At 64.6% G+C, this 19,724-nt stretch carries 15 protein-coding genes; all 15 read left to right on the top strand.

Features of this window, described 5'->3' with window-relative positions; translation table 11 throughout:
• Positions 1 to 44 precede the first annotated feature (44 nt).
• The 15 genes from V6657_RS25130 to V6657_RS25060 all read left to right on the top strand — a co-directional run bounded on the left by V6657_RS25130 (position 45) and on the right by V6657_RS25060 (position 19,664).
• A complete protein-coding gene (locus V6657_RS25130) occupies positions 45 to 467 on the top strand; it encodes an Hsp20/alpha crystallin family protein (protein ID WP_048932058.1) in 423 nt (140 codons plus the stop codon).
• A 15-nt stretch (positions 468 to 482) separates the two neighbouring features.
• Positions 483 to 1,841, top strand: a complete 1,359-nt coding sequence (locus tag V6657_RS25125; RefSeq protein ID WP_048932057.1) for an MBL fold metallo-hydrolase — start codon at positions 483 to 485, stop codon at positions 1,839 to 1,841.
• Positions 1,842 to 1,843: 2 nt separating this feature from the next.
• Positions 1,844 to 2,806, top strand: coding sequence for a ribose-phosphate pyrophosphokinase (locus V6657_RS25120; RefSeq protein WP_048932056.1), 963 nt, complete (start codon positions 1,844 to 1,846; stop codon positions 2,804 to 2,806).
• A gap of 54 nt (positions 2,807 to 2,860) precedes the next feature.
• Positions 2,861 to 3,139, top strand: a complete 279-nt coding sequence (locus V6657_RS25115; RefSeq protein ID WP_021193982.1) for a DUF1488 domain-containing protein — start codon at positions 2,861 to 2,863, stop codon at positions 3,137 to 3,139.
• A 122-nt stretch (positions 3,140 to 3,261) separates the two neighbouring features.
• Positions 3,262 to 4,836 (top strand): thymidine phosphorylase family protein, encoded by a 1,575-nt coding sequence (locus V6657_RS25110; protein ID WP_048932055.1) that lies wholly within the window; start codon positions 3,262 to 3,264, stop codon positions 4,834 to 4,836.
• A gap of 3 nt (positions 4,837 to 4,839) precedes the next feature.
• Positions 4,840 to 7,467 carry a magnesium-translocating P-type ATPase gene (gene mgtA, locus V6657_RS25105; protein ID WP_048932054.1) on the top strand — a complete coding sequence of 876 codons (2,628 nt, stop codon included), beginning with the start codon at positions 4,840 to 4,842 and terminating at the stop codon, positions 7,465 to 7,467.
• A 125-nt stretch (positions 7,468 to 7,592) separates the two neighbouring features.
• The gene (locus V6657_RS25100; protein ID WP_048932053.1) at positions 7,593 to 8,045 is read left to right on the top strand and encodes a hypothetical protein; all 453 of its coding nucleotides are present in this window, start codon (positions 7,593 to 7,595) and stop codon (positions 8,043 to 8,045) included.
• A gap of 154 nt (positions 8,046 to 8,199) precedes the next feature.
• A complete protein-coding gene (locus tag V6657_RS25095; protein WP_048932052.1) occupies positions 8,200 to 9,948 on the top strand; it encodes an alpha/beta fold hydrolase in 1,749 nt (582 codons plus the stop codon).
• A 60-nt stretch (positions 9,949 to 10,008) separates the two neighbouring features.
• Complete coding sequence (locus tag V6657_RS25090; protein WP_338755660.1) at positions 10,009 to 11,463, top strand: efflux transporter outer membrane subunit; 1,455 nt, start codon at positions 10,009 to 10,011, stop codon at positions 11,461 to 11,463.
• Positions 11,460 to 12,533, top strand: a complete 1,074-nt coding sequence (locus V6657_RS25085) for an HlyD family efflux transporter periplasmic adaptor subunit (protein WP_048932050.1) — start codon at positions 11,460 to 11,462, stop codon at positions 12,531 to 12,533. Before V6657_RS25090 ends, V6657_RS25085 begins: the two co-directional genes overlap by 4 nt.
• The gene (gene rbbA / locus V6657_RS25080) at positions 12,497 to 15,337 is read left to right on the top strand and encodes a ribosome-associated ATPase/putative transporter RbbA (RefSeq protein WP_082170106.1); all 2,841 of its coding nucleotides are present in this window, start codon (positions 12,497 to 12,499) and stop codon (positions 15,335 to 15,337) included. The genes V6657_RS25085 and rbbA overlap by 37 nt, the downstream gene beginning before the upstream one ends.
• An 8-nt stretch (positions 15,338 to 15,345) precedes the next feature.
• Positions 15,346 to 16,497 carry an ABC transporter permease gene (locus V6657_RS25075; protein WP_048932049.1) on the top strand — a complete coding sequence of 384 codons (1,152 nt, stop codon included), beginning with the start codon at positions 15,346 to 15,348 and terminating at the stop codon, positions 16,495 to 16,497.
• A gap of 21 nt (positions 16,498 to 16,518) precedes the next feature.
• The gene (locus tag V6657_RS25070) at positions 16,519 to 17,025 is read left to right on the top strand and encodes a hypothetical protein (protein ID WP_048932048.1); all 507 of its coding nucleotides are present in this window, start codon (positions 16,519 to 16,521) and stop codon (positions 17,023 to 17,025) included.
• A 9-nt stretch (positions 17,026 to 17,034) separates the two neighbouring features.
• The gene (locus V6657_RS25065; protein ID WP_048932047.1) at positions 17,035 to 18,480 is read left to right on the top strand and encodes a bifunctional enoyl-CoA hydratase/phosphate acetyltransferase; all 1,446 of its coding nucleotides are present in this window, start codon (positions 17,035 to 17,037) and stop codon (positions 18,478 to 18,480) included.
• Positions 18,477 to 19,664, top strand: coding sequence for an acetate/propionate family kinase (locus tag V6657_RS25060; RefSeq protein ID WP_048932046.1), 1,188 nt, complete (start codon positions 18,477 to 18,479; stop codon positions 19,662 to 19,664). The genes V6657_RS25065 and V6657_RS25060 overlap by 4 nt, the downstream gene beginning before the upstream one ends.
• Positions 19,665 to 19,724 lie beyond the last annotated feature (60 nt).

The following is a 19,724-nucleotide window of genomic DNA, read 5'->3' as shown; positions in this document are numbered from 1 at the left end:
AGCCGGCCCCCAAGCCCAGTGGGGCCATCCATCAGGAGGCTGTCATGAGCCAACTCAGGCGTTACGACCCATTCGCCATCGAACCGGTGGGCGACATTTTTCAAGGGCTTCTGCGTTCGTTCCGCAGTGGCGTGGACAGCGCACTGCCGTTCAAAGTCGACGTGACGGAATCCGACACCGCGTACAACGTCGTTGCGGAAATTCCGGGTGCGAAGAAGGAAGACATTGACGTGACCGTCGACCGCGGCACGGTCATGCTCTCGGCCAAGGTGGAGCGCCAGTCCGAGAAGAAGGAGGGCGAGCGCGTCATCCGCAGCGAGCGTTACAGCGGATCGATGCAGCGCATGTTCACGCTGGATGCCGCCATCGACGAAGGCAAGGTGGAAGCCACTTACGAGAACGGGCTGCTGCGCGTGACGCTGCCCAAGAAGGAAGCTTCGCCGCAGCAACGCATCACGATTCGCTAAGCGCGGGAGCGGCGCATGCGATTGCAGTTTCTCGGAGCCACCGACACGGTGACCGGCTCGAAGTACGTGCTGGAAACAGGCGGGCATCGCGTCATGGTCGATTGCGGGCTGTTCCAGGGCTACAAGTCCTTGCGACTGCGGAACTGGGACGCGCTCGCCGTCAATCCGCACCACATCGACGCTGTCGTCCTCACGCATGCCCATATCGACCACAGCGGCTACTTGCCACTGCTGGTCCGCAACGGATTTCGCGGCCCCGTCTACTGCACGAAGGGTACGGCCGAGCTGTGCAACATCCTGCTACCCGATAGCGCACGGCTTGCCGTTGAAGATGCGCAGTACGCCAATGCGCAGGGCTTCTCGCGTCACCATCCTGCGTTGCCGCTATACGACGAGCACGACGCTGCCAAAGCGTTGCGCAGGCTGCATCCGGTGAACTATGGGGAACGCTTTCCCGTGGCCGATGGGGTTGAGGCCGAGTTTCATCGTGCCGGACACATCATCGGTGCCTCCACCGTGACGGTGCTGACGGAAGGCCGGCGCATCGTGTTCTCGGGCGACTTGGGGCGGCAGGCCGATCCGGTGATGCGCCCGCCGGAGGCGGTGGCAGAGGCCGATACCTTGCTGGTGGAATCCACCTATGGGGATCGGCTGCATCCATCTGGCGACCCGCTCGACGCACTCGAACGGATCGTGCACAGGACCTTGGAGCAGGGCGGTACGCTGCTGATTCCCGCATTTGCGGTCGGTCGCACGCAAGCGCTGCTGTACTGCCTCTACAAGTTGATCCAGGCGCATCGGATTCCGCACGTGCCGATTTATCTCGACAGCCCGATGGCCGAGCGGGCCACCGAGGTGTTTGCCCGCCACGTTGACGAGTTGCATATCGATGCCGTGGATTGCCAGGCGGCTTGTGCGCTGGCGATTCCAGTGCAAAGCCCGCAGCAGTCGATGCATCTGTCGAACGACCGCGCGCCGAAGATCATCCTCGCCGCCAGCGGCATGGCCACGGGCGGCCGCGTCTTGCATCACCTGAAGAGCTTCGGCGGCGGTAAGCGCAATGCCATTCTGATGTCAGGGTTCCAGGCTGCCGGCACGCGTGGGGCGGCGCTGCTGGCCGGGCAGCGGCAGTTGCGCGTGCATGGCCGCGATGTTGCCATCCGTGCGACGGTTGAGCAGATCGCCAATCTTTCTGCCCACGCCGATGCCAACGAGCTGATGACCTGGCTGCGTGGATTCTCGCGCGCGCCGCAGCAGACGTTCATCGTCCATGGCGAGCCGGCCGCCAGTGACGCCTTGCGCCAGCGGATCGAACGCGAACTGCAATGGTCGGTGTGCATGCCGGAGTACCGGCAGTCCTATGCGCTGAGTTGATCATGGAACCCCTTACGTCACTTCGAACGTTCTCGGGCAAGCCGCAAAGGCGGGTCGTATTGGCTTTGCCAGGCAATCAGGCTGCGGCCGCCAGGCTGGCCGTGCCGCTGGCAGCCGAGATCGGACACGCTGAACTGAAACGTTTTCCCGATGGTGAATTCCACGTGAGGCTGCAAACGCCCGTGAGCGATGCTGACGTGGTCATCGTCTGCACGCTGGATAGGCCGGACGACAAGGTCATGGCATTGCTGTGGCTTGCCATTGCCGCCCGCCAGGGTGGGGCAGCCCGTGTTGGACTGGTCGCAACGTATTTGGCCTACATGCGGCAAGACGCCATCTTCCAGCCGGGGGAGATCTGCGCGGCACGGCATTTTGCCGAGTTGCTGACGCGCTATTTCGACTGGTTGGTCGCAGTCGACCCTCACCTGCATCGCATTCCGAACCTGTCGGACATCTATGGCGTGCCGGCTGCCGCAGTGCAGGCGGCACCGGCCGTGGCCGCGTGGGTGCAGGCCCACATCACCGACCCACTGCTGGTCGGGCCGGATGAGGAAAGCCGCCAATGGGTCGAACACGTGGCCAACCTCTGTGGAGCACCCTGGACGGTTCTGAGCAAGACGCGCCACAGCGCCTGGAGCGTGGAGGTGTCGGCAGTCCGATCCGATTTGCGGGCGGAGCGCACGCCTGTATTGGTCGACGACATCATCTCCACCGGCCGCACCATGATTGCAGCGGCCAACCAGTTACGCAGGGCAGGGCTGCCGCACCCCGTATGCGTAGCCGTTCACGCCGTGTTTTCTGCCGATGCCTACAGCGAGCTGAGTGCCGTGGCAGCCGACGTGGTCACCTGCGACACCATCGCCCACCCCACCAACCGCATCGAGCTGACGGAGCCCATTGTCGTGGCGATTTCAAACATGTTTGATCTACCTCTGCCCACCGCTACGCGGTGCCTTGTACGGTAGTGGCAGGGTCCTACGCTGACGAAGGCAAGACCCCAACCCTGTGTGAGACGCACCATGAAACAGATCGAATTCCAGGCTTGCGAGCCAATCTACTGCGCGGCGGGCCCAACGTTGCTGTGCGGCGCCTCGGTGGATGGCAATAACGCCACCTATGCCATTACCGCAGAAGCACTCGAAGACCACTTTGGCGCGCGGTCGTGCCGCTCGGAAGATCTCGTGCAGGCTTTCTCCGGCCACCGCAACGATATCGAGGCCGTTGCACGGGCCATGTTTGAGATGACCGGGTCCAAACAGATCACCCTGCACAGCGGCCACTTCCGCTTTCGCCTCTAAGCGCCGCTAACAAAACCCTCCTGGCGTCGTTGCGCCTTCAGTACTGTCTGCGTCGGCGCGCCTAGCCAGGACCGCTACGCTGGGTTTTGTTAGCGGCTTTAAGCCGATTGGGAGCCATCGCCATGCTTGTTCCGCCTGAGGTAGCGGTGCTGCCGGACCGGCTGACCTTCAAGCCCCTGGGTATCGATACCTGGCAGGAGCATGTCATCTACATGCATCCGGACTGTGCGATCTGCCGGTCAGAAGGGTTCACCGCGCAGGCGCGGGTGGAGGTACGGATTGGCCAGCGGTCCTTGATTGCCACGCTCAATATGGTCGGTTCAGGACTGCTGGAGATGTGCGAGGTCAGCCTGTCCGTCAGTGCCGTCGAGTCGCTGATGGCAAGGCCTGGTGATGTGGTGACGGTCAGCCACGCCCCCGCGCTGGAGTCGTTGCGGGCGGTGCGCGCCAAGATCTATGGGGCGCATCTGGATACGCATCAACTGGCCAGCGTCGTGAGTGACATCGCCAAGGAGCGCTATGCCGATGTCCACATCGCAGCATTCCTGAGCGCTTGCGGCGGCGAGCGTATGAGCATCAAAGAGACCATCGACCTGACGCAGGCCATGGTTGACACGGGTGAGCGCCTCAAATGGGACCGCGCCATCGTGGCGGACAAGCATTGCGTGGGCGGCCTGCCCGGCAACCGCACGAGCCCCATCGTGGTGGCCATTGCAGCGGCGGCAGGTCTGCTGCTGCCCAAGACGTCTTCACGCGCGATCACCTCGCCTGCCGGCACCGCCGATACGATGGAAACCCTCACCCGCGTAGCGTTGAGCGCCACGGAGCTGCGGCGCGTGGTTGATCGGGTGGGGGCTTCACTGGCGTGGGGCGGGGCGCTGAGCCTGAGCCCCGCAGACGATGTGCTGATCCGCGTGGAGCGGGCGCTGGATGTCGACAGCGATGCCCAACTGGTGGCCTCTATCCTGTCGAAGAAGATCGCGGCCGGGTCGACCCACGTGCTGATCGACGTACCAGTGGGACCGACGGCCAAAGTGCGCCGTCTGCAGGATCTGGAGCGTTTGCGCATGCTGCTCGAACGCGTAGCGCGAGCGTTTGGTGTGCACGTCATGATCGTGCGTACCGATGGCGCTCAACCCGTAGGCCGTGGCATTGGCCCGGCGCTTGAAGCGCGAGATGTTCTGGCCGTGCTGCAGCGCTCGCCAACGGCACCGTTTGATTTGCGGGAACGGTCGTTGCTGCTGGCCGCGGTGCTGCTGGAGTTCTGTGAGGCGGCAGAGCAGGGTGCGGGGCTTCAACTGGCGACGAACTTGCTTGACAGTGGCGCTGCGTGGCGCAAGTTCGAGGAGATCTGCGAAGCGCAAGGCGGGCTGCGCGTACCGGGCGAAGCGATCTTCCGTCGCGATGTTGTTGCTGAGCAGGATGGCATCGTGACCGAGATCGACAACCGGCATCTCGCCCGTATTGCCAAGCTTGCCGGGGCACCGGTGCGCCAAGTGGCCGGCGTGGAAATGCACGCGAGGTTGCATGATCAGGTTCAGGCGGGGCAGCCGCTCTTTACCATTCACGCCCAGGCTTCGGGCGAACTGGAGTATTCCTCAGCCTATGCGCGGATGCACTCGGCGGTATCTCTGGCCCCAATCGAGCATGCTGGCGTGTGCTCGCCTGTGGTACCTGCTTGTCAGCAAGGGCACTGAACGATGCGCGGGCGGCCATCCTGGAGGGCGATCCCAAGGGTGATGCAGCCGCGTTCGACCCGCACAAGCCCATCGGCATGGGCGGCGATGGCGCCGCAGGATGTGCTCGACAGCCTGGAGACACAACCGCAAGGCTTGACGCAGCAGGAGGCCGCCGCGCGCCTTCGCGCGTACGGCTTGAACCGCGTGGCCAACGGGCACCATGCATCCGTACTTGCCGAGCTGGCAAATCGCTCACTCAATCCGCTCAACGTACTGTTGATCTCCCTGGCGGGCATCTCGGCCGCACTTGGCGACATTCGGGCGGCTGTCCTGATTGCGGTGATGGTGGTGCTGAGCGTGACGCTGGGGTTTCTGCAGGAGCATCGCTCTAACCGGGCCGCAGAGGCGTTGCGGCGCATGGTTCACACCACCGCGGCTGCGCACCGCACGGGCGACGATGGCACCCCGCGCAACGAAGAGATTCCCATCGAACAGTTGGTGCCGGGTGACATCGTGCAACTCGCCGCTGGCGACATGGTGCCGGCGGACCTGCGGTTGCTCAGCGCAAAGGATTTGTTCGTCAATCAGTCCGCCCTGACCGGCGAAGCCATGCCGCAAGAACGGCACGCCGAGCAGTATGGCGGGATGGTCGACGCAGACTTCGACCTGCCCAACCTGTGCTTCATGGGCAGCGCGATCGTCAGCGGATTCGGCACAGGCGTCGTGCTGGCGACCGGCCAGCAGACCGCCTTCGGACACGTGGCAGACCTGATTGCCGCACAGCGCGTGCAGACCAGCTTCGATCGCGGCATCACGCGTTTTACCTGGCTCATGCTGACGTTGATCCTGGTGATGGCACCCACTGTCTTCCTGATCAACGGGTTGACCAAGGGCAACTGGTTTGAGGCGCTCCTGTTTGCCGTGGCGGTTGCGGTCGGTCTGACGCCGGAGATGCTGCCAATGATCGTGACGGTGAACCTTGCCAAGGGCGCGATCGCCATGTCGCGCAAGAAGGTCATCGTCAAGCGGCTCAACGCGATCCAGAACTTCGGCGCCATGGATGTCTTGTGTACCGATAAGACGGGCACGCTTACCCAAGACCGCATCATTCTCAAGCACCACCTGGACTTGCGTGGTGAGGAGTCCGATCAGGTCTTGGAGTACGCATTCCTGAACAGCTTCTACCAGTCTGGTTTGAAGAACCTGCTGGATATCTCGGTGCTCAAGCACGTTGAACTAGAGCAGCGGCTGGATGTTCATGCGCGCTTTCGCAAGATTGACGAACTGCCGTTCGACTTCGAGCGGCGACGCATGTCGGTCGTCCTGGAGCGGAGCGATGGCAGCCACGTCCTGATCTGCAAGGGCGCGGTGGAAGAGGTGTTGGGCGTTAGCTCCAGCTACGCCAGTGGCGACGAGCTCGGGCCTTTGGAGTCTGGACATCTGGAACACGCCAAGCGCATGGCGGAGGACCTGAATAGCGATGGCTTCCGTGCGGTGGCGGTGGCGTACAAGGAGCTACCGCAGCAACAGTCCCAATACGCCGTGGCGGATGAGTCGGACCTGATATTGCTCGGCTTCATCGCCTTTCTTGACCCGCCGCGGGACACCGCCGCCGAAGCCCTCTCCGAACTCAAGACCAGCGGCGTGGCCGTCAAGATCCTGACCGGTGACAACGCCATCGTTGCGCGCAAGATCTGCCGGGAGGTCGGTCTGGACGTTGATCCGGTTGTACTTGGCACGGAGCTGTCCACCATGTCGCCGGATCAGATGGCCGAGACGGCGGAGCGTGCCTCGGTGTTCGCCAAGGTGTCGCCCGCGCAGAAGGCGGCGATTGTCGAGGCACTGCATCGCAAGGGGCACGTTGTCGGCTTCATGGGGGACGGCATCAACGACGGGCCGGCGCTCAAGGCGGCCGACGTCGGCATCTCGGTGGACAGCGCCGTCGACATCGCCAAGGAATCCGCCGACATCATCCTGCTTGAGAAAAGTCTGGCCGTGCTGGGCGAGGGCGTGACGGAGGGGCGCAAGGTCTTCGGCAACATCGTCAAATACATCAAGATGGGTGCCAGCTCGAACTTCGGCAACGTGTTCAGTGTGCTGGGCGCCAGCCTGTTTCTGCCGTTTCTGCCGATGGCACCGGTCCAGGTGCTGCTCAACAACCTGCTCTACGACTTCTCGCAAACCGCCATCCCGACGGACAACGTGGATGAGGACTACCTTGTCCGGCCGCGCCGGTGGGAGATCGGCCACATCCTGAAGTTCATGCTGTACATCGGGCCCGTCAGTTCGGTATTCGACTTTGCGACGTACGCCCTGATGCTGTGGGTGTTCCATGCGTGGGGCAATCCGCCACTCTTCCAGTCCGGGTGGTTTGTCGAGTCACTGCTGACCCAGACGCTCATCATCCACATCATCCGGACCGCCAAGGTGCCCTTCGTGGAAAGCCGGGCAAGTACGGCCTTGATCGCAACCAGTGTCGCCATTGCCTGTGTCGGGGTTGCCATGCCACTGACGCCGTTAGGCACGTTGTTTGGCTTCGTGCCGTTGCCGGTGGGCTACTGGCCCTGCCTGGCGGCGATTGTTGTCGTCTATGCCGTGCTCACCCATCTGATGAAGACCTGGTACGTGCGCCGCTACGGGCTCGACTAAGTCGGTCGGCGGCGTAGACGCCCTGTATTGAGCGCGCGAGTATCGTCAGCCGCGCCGTGGCTCTGGCGTCGTAGCATGGGTCAAGAGAAGAAGGGGCGGGAATACGCCCCGGCAAGGGGGAAACCATGCTGGAAGAACAGCCCGATGAAGTCGTTGCGGCCACGCTTTGGGAGCTTGAAGCAACGGTGGCAGCAACCTTGCCTTGGAGCGCGTTGATTCGTGCGACGCGCTCGGATTGCGGCAGCTACAACGTTCAAGCCAAATGGCCCTGGATGGGGTCACATGGCAATTCGATGTTGTGCGCGCTGGCGATCCATTTTCCTGCCGCCGAGTCCCGTGTCTACTGCGCGCTGGGCCACCCGGGGCGGGAAGAGGTGCGCCGACGCATTGGCGAGTGGCTCAGTGCTGAGCTTGAGTCCCAGTTCACCGAACTGACAGCGGAGATCGGCTTCAGCATCAACCGCACGGTGCCGACAGCACTGTTCTTTGATGACGTGGAATCGATTCGCGTCACCGCGCAAGACAAACGGCTCGACTTTGCACTGTATCGGGGCGCGCCGCCGCCACAGCCGGTGTGATGCCCTGCTGTGATGCCTTTCCAAGGCCGCGTGTCATTGCTGTGAAGGGCGTCTAGAGTCGGCACTCTTGTCTCGGTTTGAGATGCATCAAGTTCGTGCCGCGGCAGCTGGCATCTAATGGGTTGCATATTTGCAACCGTTTGACGCCCCGACCATGCGCGCCGCCCCCGTGCCGTCTTCCCCAGCTGCCGAGCTGATTGATCCACCGTTTCACGCTGCGCTTGCACGTACGTCGAGTTCGCTGTCGCTGGTATCGATGCAACTGGCGTTGCTCGACTGGGCCCTGCACCTGGCGGTGTCGCCCGGCAAGCGGCTCGACCTGTGCCGCCTGGCGCTGACCCAGGCCGAACAGCTCGGGCGCTACATCCAGAACTGCATGGCAACTGGTCCTCAGCAGCCATGTCTTTGCGTTCTGCCGCCGGCACAAGATCGTCGCTTCCAAGCCGACGAGTGGCGTCTGTGGCCGTTCAACGTGCTGCACCAATCCTTTCTGCTGACCGAGCAATGGTGGGAGGCGGCCACGCGCGGCGTGTGGGGCGTCGCCAGGCACCATGAAGACGTGGTGGCCTTTGCCGCACGGCAGTGGCTCGACATGATGTCGCCAGGCAACCAGCTGGCAACGAACCCTGTCGTCCTGCGTCAGACCTTTGAGCAGCACGGCACGAATCTCGTGCGGGGCGCGCTCAATGCGCTTGACGATCTGGAGCGCGCCATGAGCGGGGCGCCGGCCGCCGGCACCGAGCGTTTCGTGGTGGGGCGCGACGTGGCGGTGACGCCCGGCAAGGTCGTGCTGCGCAATCGCCTGATGGAGCTGATCCAGTACACCCCCACCACGCCCAAGGTCCAGGCCGAGCCCATCCTGATCGTGCCGGCGTGGATCATGAAGTACTACATCCTGGATCTATCCCCGCAGAACTCGCTGATCCGCTATCTGGTGGAGCAGGGCCATACCGTGTTCTGCATCTCATGGAAGAACCCAGACGAGGCGGACCGCGATCTCGACATGGATGACTACCTCAAGCTCGGCGTTTTTGCCGCGCTTGATGCGGTCAATGCCATCGTGCCGAATCAGCGCGTGCACGCTACGGGCTACTGCCTGGGCGGCACGCTGCTTGCCATTGCCGCAGCGGCCATGGCACGCGATGGCGATGCGCGGCTGGCGTCCATGACGCTCTTCGCCGCGCAGACAGACTTTTGCGAGCCGGGCGAACTGGGCCTGTTCATCGACGAGGCGCAGGTCAGTCTGCTTGAAGCGCAGATGGCGCAGACCGGCTATCTGCGTGCAAGCCAGATGGCCGGCGCCTTCCAGATGCTGCGGTCGTACGACTTGCTGTGGTCTCGCGTGGTGGGCGAATACCTGCTGGGCGATCGCGCGCCCATGAATGACTTGATGGCCTGGAATGCCGACGCCACACGCATGCCCGCGCGCATGCACAGCCAGTACCTGCGGCGCCTGTTCCTGAATGACGACCTGAGCGAGGGGCGCTACCCCGTCAACGGCAAGCCGGTGGTCCTGAACGATCTGGACTTGCCGATCTTCGTGGTGGGCACGCTGACGGATCACGTGGCGCCGTGGCGCTCGGTCTACAAACTGCATCACCTGACCGAGGCGGAACTGACGTTCGTGCTGACCAGCGGCGGCCACAACGCCGGCATCGTCAGCCCACCGGCAAACTCGCATCGGCGCTTCCAGATGCAGACACGCCGCGCAGGCGCGGTTTCGGCAGCGCCGGATGACTGGCTGGCGTCCGCCCCCGCTACGGATGGTTCATGGTGGCCGGCATGGCATGCATGGCTGACGGCGCATGCATCCGCCCCCACACCGGTCAAGCCACCCAAGATGGGCGCTCCGGGTCTGCCGCCTGTGGGTGATGCGCCTGGCACCTACGTGCTGGAGAAATAAATGCGTGTGCAGAAACAACCCTTGGCGTGCGGCTGGTACGCCGGCACACGGTTGGCCGCAATGGCCGCAGCCACGGCCGTCTTGGCGCTGTCGGGCTGTATCTCAATGGCGCCGCCTTACGAAGCCCCCGCGCTGCCCGTGGCCCAGCACTATGACGCCGACGATGGCCGTGATGGCCTGTCCGCCGCTGCCGTCGGCTGGCAAGCGTACTTTACGGACACACGTCTGCAGGCATTGATTGCCCAGGCGCTGGAAAACAACCGTGACCTGCGGACCGCCGTGCTGCGCGTGGAAGAAGCACGCGCGGCGTTTGGTATCCAGCGGGCGGAAACGTTTCCGCACCTCAATGCGCAGGCGGGCATCAACCGCCTGAGCATTCCGGCTGACCTGAGCCCCTTCGGCATGCCCATGCGGGTGAGCCAGTACCAGGTGGGCGCCGGGGTCTCCAGCTGGGAGATCGATTTCTGGGGCCGCGTGCGCAATCTCAATGACGCCGCACTGGAAAGTTACGTGGCGTCTGATGCGGCGCGCCGTGCTGTCGCACTCGGGCTGATCGCACAGGTGGCTGACGGCTATCTGGTTTTGCGTGAACTGGATGAGCGCATTGCGCTGGCGCAGCAGACCGTGGACAGCCGCACCGAGACCCTGCGCATCTTCTCGCGCCGCGTGGCGGTGGGGGCGACATCGCGGTTGAACCAGACACAGGTTGAGACCCTGCTGACCCAGGCACAGGCACTGCTCACGCAACTGCAACAGGCGCGCGACGCACAGGCGCACGGCCTGGCGCTGCTCGTGGGCAAGCCCATCGACCTGCCGCCGGTGGCCGAGCCGCTCGACGAGCGCCGGATGCTGGCGGAACTGCGTGCAGGGCTGCCCTCCGATCTGCTGACGCAGCGCCCGGATATCGCCGCCGCAGAGCACCGGCTGCGTGCCGCGCATGCCAGCATCGGCGCAGCACGCGCGGCGTTCTTCCCGCGCGTGGCATTGACGGGCGCCTACGGCACGGTCAGCCCCGAACTCGGCAACCTGTTTGCACCAGGCACGCGCGCCTGGGTCTTTGCGCCGAGCGTGACCCTTCCGCTGTTCGAAGGCGGCAAGCTGCGCAGCAACCTCGACCTGGCGGAAGCCCGCCGTGACCTTGCCGTTGCCGGCTACGAGAAGACCGTACAAAGCGCGTTCCGCGATGTGTCCGACGCGCTCTCTGCGCGCAAGTGGTTGGCCGAGCAGCTCGACATCGCACAGGCCGCATTGGCGGCACAGACCGAGCGCGCACGGCTGTCGCAACTGCGCTTCGATGCCGGAGCCTCGACGTTTCTGGAGGTGCTCGACGCGCAGCGCGATCTGCTGGCCGCGCAGCAGCAACTGGTGCAGGTGCGCCGCGCGCTGCTGTCCAGCCGCGTTGGCCTGTATGCAGCGCTGGGCGGCGGCACGCAGGCCGTCGAATTCGCATCCGATCCCCATACCCATCTGAGCCTGACGCCCACTGCGCGCGCATCGGGAGAAACAACACCATGACAACAACGCCCCAACAACGATGGATTGCATTGATCGCTGCCGCCCTGGTGATTGCCGGTGGTGCATTTGCATGGAAGGCCTTGCGGCAGGACGGCCCCGGCAAGGGCTTTGCCAGCGGTAACGGCCGCATCGAGGCCACCGAGATCGACGTGGCCACCAAGCTCTCCGGCCGCGTGCAGGACATCCTGGTGGATGAGGGGGACTTCGTGACTGCCGGTCAGCCGCTGGCGCACATGCAGATACAGACGCTGGAAGCCCAGCGCGATGAGGCCCAGGCGCGGCAGCAGCAGTCCGTTTCCGCCGTGGCCAGCGCGCAGGCCCAGGTGTCCGTGCGCGAGGCAGACCGGCAGGCGGCCCTGGCGCAGATCGCCCTGCGTGAGAGCGACCTGGATGCCGCACAGCGCAGGCTGGCGCGTTCTGAAACGCTGTCGCACGAAGGGGCGTCGTCCATGCAAGAGCTGGATGACGACCGCGCCCGCGTGCGCGGCGCCAAAGCTGCACTGGTGGCGGCCCGCGCGCAAGCGGAAGCGGCACAGGCCGCTGTGGCCGCAGCCCGCACGCAGGTGGCCGGCGCCAATGCCACCGTCAAGGCGGCAGACGCGACGGTGTCGCGCGTGAAAGCGGATATCGACGACAGCGCCCTGGCTGCACCGCGTGACGCCCGTGTGCAATATCGCATCGCTCAGCCCGGCGAGGTGCTGGCCGGTGGTGGGCGGTTGCTCAACCTGGTGGATCTGTCCGACGTCTACATGACCTTCTTCGTGCCGGAAACGGACGCCGGGCGCATTGCCATGGGCAGCGAGGTGCGCATCGTGCTCGACGCCGCGCCGCAGTACGTGATTCCGGCCCGCGTGTCGTTCGTCGCCAGCACCGCGCAATTCACACCCAAGACCGTGGAAACCGCCACCGAGCGCCAGAAGCTGATGTTCCGCGTCAAGGCGCAGATTGATCGCGACCTGCTGCGCAAGCACCTCAAGCTGGTGAAGACCGGTCTGCCCGGCATGGCGTGGCTCAAGCTCGATGGCCAAGCCGAATGGCCGGCCAACCTGGCGATCAAGGTTCCGCAGTGACCCAGTTCGCCAATCCGCTTACCCAGCACGATGCCCAGCTTGGGCCGCGGCTTGGTCCACCAGTCGTCAGCCTGGCCGGCGTGTGCCTGCGTTACCGCAAGACGCTGGCGCTGGATGGCGTCACGCTGGACCTGCCGGCCGGCTGCATGGTGGGCCTGATCGGGCCCGACGGCGTGGGCAAGTCGAGCCTGCTGTCATTGGTGGCGGGTGCGCGGGCCCTGCAGGATGGGGCGGTGCACGTGCTGGGCAGCGACATGGCCGATCGTCGCGCGCGTGCCGCGGTCGGCCCGCGTATTGCCTACATGCCGCAAGGCCTGGGGCGCAATCTGTATCCCACGCTGTCGATCGAAGAGAACCTGCAGTTCTTCGGCCGCCTGTTCGGTCACAACGCAGCGGAGCGCCGTCGACGCATCGATGCGCTCACAGCCAGCACTGGCCTGCGGCCATTCCTCTCGCGGCCGGCAGGCAAGTTGTCGGGCGGTATGAAACAGAAGCTGGCGCTGTGCTGCGCGCTGATCCACGACCCCGATCTGCTGATTCTCGACGAGCCGACCACGGGCGTTGACCCGCTCTCGCGCAGCCAGTTCTGGGATTTGATTGCCAGCATTCGGGCCGAGCGCCCGGGCATGAGCGTGATCGTGGCCACCGCCTACATGGAAGAGGCCGAGCGCTTCGACTGGCTGGTTGCCATGGACGCAGGGCAGGTGCTTGCCACCGGCACGCCGGCAGCGCTGCGCAGCCGCACGGGCACCGATTCACTGGAAGCCGCGTTCATTGCGCTGCTGCCGCCCGCACGCCGGCAGGGGCACCAGGCTGTGGTGGTGCCGCCACTGGTGGCCGGCGCAGACGACGATGTGGCCGTGCAGGCGAGCGGGCTGACCATGCGCTTTGGCGACTTTGTGGCAGTCGACCACGTCGATTTCCGCATCCGTCGCGGAGAGATCTTCGGCTTTCTCGGCTCCAACGGCTGCGGTAAGTCGACCACCATGAAGATGCTCACCGGCCTGCTGCCCGCCAGCGAGGGCCAGGCGTGGTTGTTTGGCCATCCGGTCAACCCGAAGGACATCGACACGCGCCGGCGCGTAGGCTACATGTCGCAGGCGTTCTCGTTGTACGGCGAGCTGACCGTGCGCCAGAACCTCGTGCTGCATGCGCGCCTGTTTCAGCTGCCCGAACCCGAGGTGCAGCCGCGCGCGGCTGAGATGCTCGCCCGCTTCGGGCTCCAGGAGGTGGCCGACAGCCTGCCCGAGAGCCTGCCGCTGGGCATGCGGCAGCGCTTGTCATTGGCCGTGGCGATGGTGCACAAGCCGGAACTGCTGATCCTGGACGAGCCGACCTCCGGCGTGGACCCGGTCGCGCGCGACATGTTCTGGCGCCTGATGGTCGACCTCGCACGGCAGGACCGCGTGACCATCTTCATCTCCACGCACTTCATGAACGAGGCCGAGCGCTGCGATCGCATCTCGCTCATGCATGCCGGCCGTGTTCTGGTGAGCGATGCGCCTGCCGCGCTGGTACGTACGCGCGGCACGCAGACGCTGGAGCAGGCGTTCATTGCCTATCTGCGGGAAGCGTCTGAAACGGTGTCCGAAGCCGCTCCAGACACCGCCGAGATTGCCATGCCGGCACCTGCACCCGTACCAACCGCCGCCGCATCAACCGGCACGTCTACCCGCCGTCACTTTAGCCTTGCGCGTGCCTTGAGCTACTCGCAACGCGAGGCCCTGGAACTGCGCCGCGACCCGGTGCGCGCCACGCTGGCCCTGCTGGGCACGGCCATCCTGATGTTCATCATCGGATACGGCATCAGCCTGGATGTGGAGAACCTTACCTACGCGGTGCTCGACCGAGACCAGACCGCAATCTCCCGCGATTACACGCTCAATCTGGCCGGCTCGCGGTATTTCATCGAAAAACCCCCGATTCGCGACTACGCTGAGTTGGACCGCCGCATGCGCAACGGCGAGCTGTCGCTGGCGATTGAAATCCCCCCAGGCTTCGCTCGCGATGTGGAGCGCGGCGCGGCCGTACAGATCGGCGCCTGGGTGGACGGCGCCATGCCCACCCGCGCAGAAACCGTACGCGGCTATGTGCAGGCGATCCACCAGCTCTGGCTGGCAGACGCCGCCGTGCACCGGCTGGGGATGCGGCTCGCGATGCCCAGCACGATTGAGACGCGCTATCGCTACAACCCCGATGTGAGAAGCCTGCCCGCCATGGTGCCAGCCGTGATCCCGATGCTGCTGATGATGATTCCCGCCATGCTGGCGGCGTTGTCGGTGGTGCGCGAAAAGGAGCTGGGCTCCATCATCAACTTCTACGTGACACCGGTCACCCGTGCGGAATTCGTGCTGGGCAAGCAGGCGCCGTACATCGTGCTGGCGATGCTGAACTTCCTGCTGCTGGCGTTGCTGGCGGTGACGGTGTTTGGTGTGCCGATCAAGGGCAGCTTTGCGACGCTCGCGTTGGGGGCGTTGATCTTCGTGACGTGCTCGACGGGTTTCGGGTTGTTTGCGTCCACGTTCACGCAAAGCCAGATTGCCGCCATGTTCGTCACCATGATCGGCACGATCATCCCGTGTGTGCAGTTTGCGGGCTTGCTCAATCCCGTGTCGTCGCTGGAGGGGGTGGGGGCCATGATCGGGCGTGTGTATCCGGCCACCCATTTCCTGACCATCAGCCGGGGCGTGTTCAGCAAGGCGCTGGATGCGGGCGCATTGGGCAGCGCCTTCTGGCCGCTGCTGGCGGCGGTGCCGGTCATCCTGGCCGCCACGCTGCTGATGCTGCGCAAGCAGGATCGGTAGGGGCCGCCATGTCAGACCATCCGACCGATCGCCGCGCAGCCCGCCTGCGCAACATCTTCCGCCTGGGCGTCAAGGAGCTGTGGAGCCTGGTGCGCGACCCGATGATGCTGGTGCTGATCGCGTACACCTTCACGCTATCGATCTACGTGGCAGCCACCGCCATGCCGGAGAGCCTGCACAACGCCTCGATCGCCATCGTGGATGAAGACAGCTCGCCGCTGTCCGCGCGCATTGTCGCGAGTTTCTATCCGCCGCATTTCCGCACACCGGCGCTGATTCCGCTTACCGAGATGGATGCCGGCATGGACAGCGGGCGCTACACCTTTGTGCTCGACATCCCGCCCAACTTCCAGCGCGACGTGCTGGCGGGGCGCGCACCGGCCATCCAGCTCAACATCGACGCCACCCGCATGAGCCAGGCCTTTACTGGCAACGGCTACATCCAGCAGATCGTCTCGGGTGAGGTGAACGAGTTCCTGCAGCGCCACCGCGCCGCACCTGCCGCGCCGGTCGATCTGGTGCTGCGCACGCGCTTCAACCCCAACCTGGAACAGACGTGGTTCGGCTCGCTGATGGAGATCATCAACAACGTGACCATGCTGTCGATCATCCTGACGGGCGCCGCGCTCATCCGTGAACGGGAACACGGCACCATCGAACACCTGCTGGTGATGCCCGTCACGCCGTTCGAGATCATGACGGCCAAGGTGTGGTCGATGGGGTTGGTGGTGGTGCTGGCTGCACTGGTGGCACTGGTGTTCGTGGTGCAAGGCGCGCTGCATGTGCCCGTTGAAGGCTCCATTCTGCTGTTCATGCTGGTGGCGACGCTGCACCTGTTTGCCACCACCTCCATGGGCATCTTCCTTGCTACGGTGGCCCGGTCCATGCCGCAGTTCGGCATGCTGTTGGTTCTGGTACTGCTGCCGCTGCAGTTGCTCTCGGGCGGTACCACCCCGCGCGAGAGCATGCCCGCACTGGTGCAGGACATCATGCTGGCCGCGCCGACCACGCATTTCGTATCGGCGTCACAAGCGATTCTTTATCGGGGCGCAGGATTGTCCGTGGTGTGGCCGCAGTGCCTGGCCATCTGCGCAATCGGCGCCGTACTGTTTGTCGCATCATTGACGCGTTTTCGCAAAACCATCAGCCAGATGGCCTAAGAGATGGCCTAAGGAGCCAACATGGACACACCTGCCAACCTTCCTCTCGCGCTCTTCAAGGCGCAAGCCGCACTCGGGCTGCAAACGCTGGGCTTGCTCAAGACGGCGCGCCAGCGCTGGTATGCACTGGGTGCAGAATTGCTGGCCGAAGACGTCGCACGTACAGAATCTGCGCTGACCGATCTGCAAGGCGTTGAAGACTGGAGCGCATTGGCAACAGGGCTGCCGAACGCCTTCTGGCAGGCCAATCAGCGCGCAATGAATGTGCTGCAGGGCGTGATGCAGACCGCCATGGCCAATCAAGCCAGCTTTGCCACGGATTACCAGCGCGCCATGCTGGAATGGCAGCAAGCTTTGGTGCAGGCACTGAGCGCGGCTGGCAATGCCATGCCGGTGCATACGGCGCTCCAGGGCATGCTGTCGTCGTTGGGGGCGCCGGCCGATGTGTTCATCCGTGCGGCAGCGGTGTCGCCAAGCGCGGCACCCGCGCGCGGCAAGGGTAACGGTCAACTTCGTACGGCTTCCTGAGGAGCGCGCATGGGCCCCGATCATCTGCCGGCACCGCCGGCATCACTGCCGGGCGGCGACCTGAGCGTCGTGCGCAATCGCACCTTCGACGAAATCGCCGTTGGCGAAACGGCCGCCATCCAGCGCACGCTCACAGCGGAGGACATCCAGCTCTTTGCGGTGCTGTCGGGGGATGTCAACCCGCAGCACCTGGACCCTGAGTTTGCAGCATCCACGCGCTTTCATGGCGTGATTGCCCACGGCATGCTGGGAGGCGCGTTGATCTCCGCCGTGCTCGGTACGCGCCTGCCTGGACCCGGCACGGTCTACCTTGGGCAGACGCTGCAGTTCCACGCGCCGGTGCGTATTGGCGATACGTTGACCATCCGCGTGACGGTGACCAGCAAGGACGACGACAAGAAACGGCTCAAGCTGGCGTGCACCTGTACGAACGACAGTGGCACCGTCGCCATCACGGGGGAGGCCGAGGTCATCGCGCCCACCGAACGGATCGAGCGGCCACGTACCACGCTGCCCGATGTACGCATCACCACCGGCGGCAATGGCATCCACCGGCTGCTCGACCACGTGCGGCCCCTGGGGGCGATCCGCATGGCGGTCGTGCACCCGTGCGACGCGCTGAGCCTGTCCGCCGCGCTGGATGCGCGTGCAGAAGGGCTCATCGTGCCGTGCCTGGTCGCACCGCGCGATAAGTTGATGCGCGTCGCCGCTGAGGCCGGACTTGACCTGAGCGGCATGGAAATCGAAGACGTGCCGCACAGCAGCGCCGCGGCCACGCGCGCCGTGGAGCTCGTAACGCAGGGCAAGGCCGAGGCGCTCATGAAAGGCAGCCTGCATACCGATGAACTGATGGCGGCCGTGGTGCGTGCCGAAGCCGGGCTACGCACCAAGCGCCGGATCAGCCATTGCTTCGTCATGCAGACACCAGCGTATCCGCGCCCGTTTATCGTGACGGATGCCGCCATCAACATTGCACCGACCCTGGATCAGAAGGCCGACATCATCCGCAATGCCATCGACCTAGCGCATGCGATTGGCGTGGCACGACCGCGCGTGGCGATCCTAGCAGCCGTCGAGACGGTGAACCCGCACATGCCTGCCACGCTTGACGCTGCGGCGTTGTGCAAGATGGCCGACCGCGGCCAGATCGAAGGGGGCGTGCTGGACGGGCCACTGGCTTTCGACAACGCAGTATCGGCTGCTGCCGCACGTATCAAGGGCATTGTTTCTGAGGTGGCGGGTCAGGCCGATGTGCTGGTGGTGCCGGATTTGGAAAGCGGCAACATGCTCGCCAAGCAGTTGGAGTACCTGGGCGGAGCCGCCAGCGCTGGCATTGTGCTCGGCGCCCGCGTGCCCATCGTATTGACTAGCCGTGCCGATTCGCGCGAATCGCGCATTGCCTCATGTGCTATCGCCACGTTGCTGGCACACCGTTACCGCATCCTGCCGCCATGACCGATTGCATCGTCGTACTGAACTGCGGCTCGTCGAGCATCAAGTTTGCGCTGTTCGATGTCACGCAGCTGCCGTTGCCCCGTACCCCCGTGTGGAGCGGGAAAGTGGAAGGGATCGGCACCGCTCACCCCACGGCGACGGAAGCCGGGGCGCCAACGCAGGCTTTGGAGCTCGACACCGCGCAGCCGTATCACGCTGCACTGCTGCACATTCGCCAGCGTGTCGAGCACATGCTGGGCAACCGGCGTCTGGTTGCCGTGGCGCACCGGGTGGTGCACGGCGGCGCCAAGTACTTCGCACCCGTACGCGTGGATGCGGAGGTGCTTGCTGATCTGCGCAGCTACATCCCGCTTGCGCCGCTGCACCAGCCGTTTGCGCTGGAGGCTATCGAGGCGCTTCTGTCAGAGCTGCCCGAGGTACCGCAGGTCGCGTGCTTTGATACCGCGTTCCACCACACGCTGCCGCAAGTTGAAATGATGCTGCCGCTACCGTATGCGGCGTGGGAGCGTGGACTGCGGCGCTACGGCTTTCACGGGCTGTCGTACGAGTACATGTCGATCGTCCTGCCCGAGCGACATGGCGATATTGCCCGTGGGCGGACCATCGTCGCGCACCTTGGCAGCGGTGCCAGCCTGTGTGCCATGCGCGGGCTGGAGAGCGTGGCGACCACGATGGGGTTTTCCGCACTCGACGGCCTGATGATGGGCACACGCTGCGGCGCGTTGGACCCAGGCGCGGTGCTTTACCTGATGGAGACGGAGCATCTTTCTCCGGCGCAGGTGGGGCATGTGCTGTATCACGAATCCGGTCTGCTCGGCGTGTCGGGAGTGTCATCTGACCCGCGCGACCTGTTGGCGCAAGAAGCCGACAATCCGCGCGTGCGGGCGGCGCTGGCACTCTATGTGCGCCGCATCGTCCGTGAGATCGGCGCCCTGGTGGCTGTTCTGGGCGGTTTGGACTTGCTGGTTTTCACGGCGGGGATTGGCGAACACAACGCCGTGCTGCGTGAGCGCGTCGTGCATGCGCTCGGCTATCTGGGCGCGGATTTGAATGACGCGGCCAACCAGGCGCATGCCGCCATCATCTCCAGTTCGGCCAGCCGGATTCGCGTGGCGGTGGAGCCGACCAACGAGGAGTGGGTTGCTGCCCAGCACGGTGCCCGATGTGTGCAAGGACGCGGTTGAGCGGGCTGCTGCAGTACGTTGCGGACGGCAGCAGTGTCCTTCAGCTTGCCGCCCCTCCTT

The organism is Ralstonia sp. RRA, from assembly GCF_037023145.1.
GTDB lineage: Bacteria > Pseudomonadota > Gammaproteobacteria > Burkholderiales > Burkholderiaceae > Ralstonia.
The sequence above is the reverse complement of the archived record's forward strand: the minus strand, read 5'-3'. Positions and strand labels throughout refer to the sequence as shown.

Excerpts from the sequence above, each read along its gene's own strand:
- V6657_RS25130 (WP_048932058.1), top strand. The coding sequence starts at position 45 with ATGAGCCAACTCAGGCGTTACGACCCATTCGCCATCGAACCGGTGGGC.
- V6657_RS25125 (WP_048932057.1), top strand. The coding sequence starts at position 483 with ATGCGATTGCAGTTTCTCGGAGCCACCGACACGGTGACCGGCTCGAAG.
- V6657_RS25120 (WP_048932056.1), top strand. The coding sequence starts at position 1,844 with ATGGAACCCCTTACGTCACTTCGAACGTTCTCGGGCAAGCCGCAAAGG.
- V6657_RS25115 (WP_021193982.1), top strand. The coding sequence starts at position 2,861 with ATGAAACAGATCGAATTCCAGGCTTGCGAGCCAATCTACTGCGCGGCG.
- V6657_RS25110 (WP_048932055.1), top strand. The coding sequence starts at position 3,262 with ATGCTTGTTCCGCCTGAGGTAGCGGTGCTGCCGGACCGGCTGACCTTC.
- mgtA (WP_048932054.1), top strand. The coding sequence starts at position 4,840 with ATGCGCGGGCGGCCATCCTGGAGGGCGATCCCAAGGGTGATGCAGCCG.
- V6657_RS25100 (WP_048932053.1), top strand. The coding sequence starts at position 7,593 with ATGCTGGAAGAACAGCCCGATGAAGTCGTTGCGGCCACGCTTTGGGAG.
- V6657_RS25095 (WP_048932052.1), top strand. The coding sequence starts at position 8,200 with ATGCGCGCCGCCCCCGTGCCGTCTTCCCCAGCTGCCGAGCTGATTGAT.
- V6657_RS25090 (WP_338755660.1), top strand. The coding sequence starts at position 10,009 with ATGGCCGCAGCCACGGCCGTCTTGGCGCTGTCGGGCTGTATCTCAATG.
- V6657_RS25085 (WP_048932050.1), top strand. The coding sequence starts at position 11,460 with ATGACAACAACGCCCCAACAACGATGGATTGCATTGATCGCTGCCGCC.
- rbbA (WP_082170106.1), top strand. The coding sequence starts at position 12,497 with ATGGCCGGCCAACCTGGCGATCAAGGTTCCGCAGTGACCCAGTTCGCC.
- V6657_RS25075 (WP_048932049.1), top strand. The coding sequence starts at position 15,346 with ATGTCAGACCATCCGACCGATCGCCGCGCAGCCCGCCTGCGCAACATC.
- V6657_RS25070 (WP_048932048.1), top strand. The coding sequence starts at position 16,519 with ATGGACACACCTGCCAACCTTCCTCTCGCGCTCTTCAAGGCGCAAGCC.
- V6657_RS25065 (WP_048932047.1), top strand. The coding sequence starts at position 17,035 with ATGGGCCCCGATCATCTGCCGGCACCGCCGGCATCACTGCCGGGCGGC.
- V6657_RS25060 (WP_048932046.1), top strand. The coding sequence starts at position 18,477 with ATGACCGATTGCATCGTCGTACTGAACTGCGGCTCGTCGAGCATCAAG.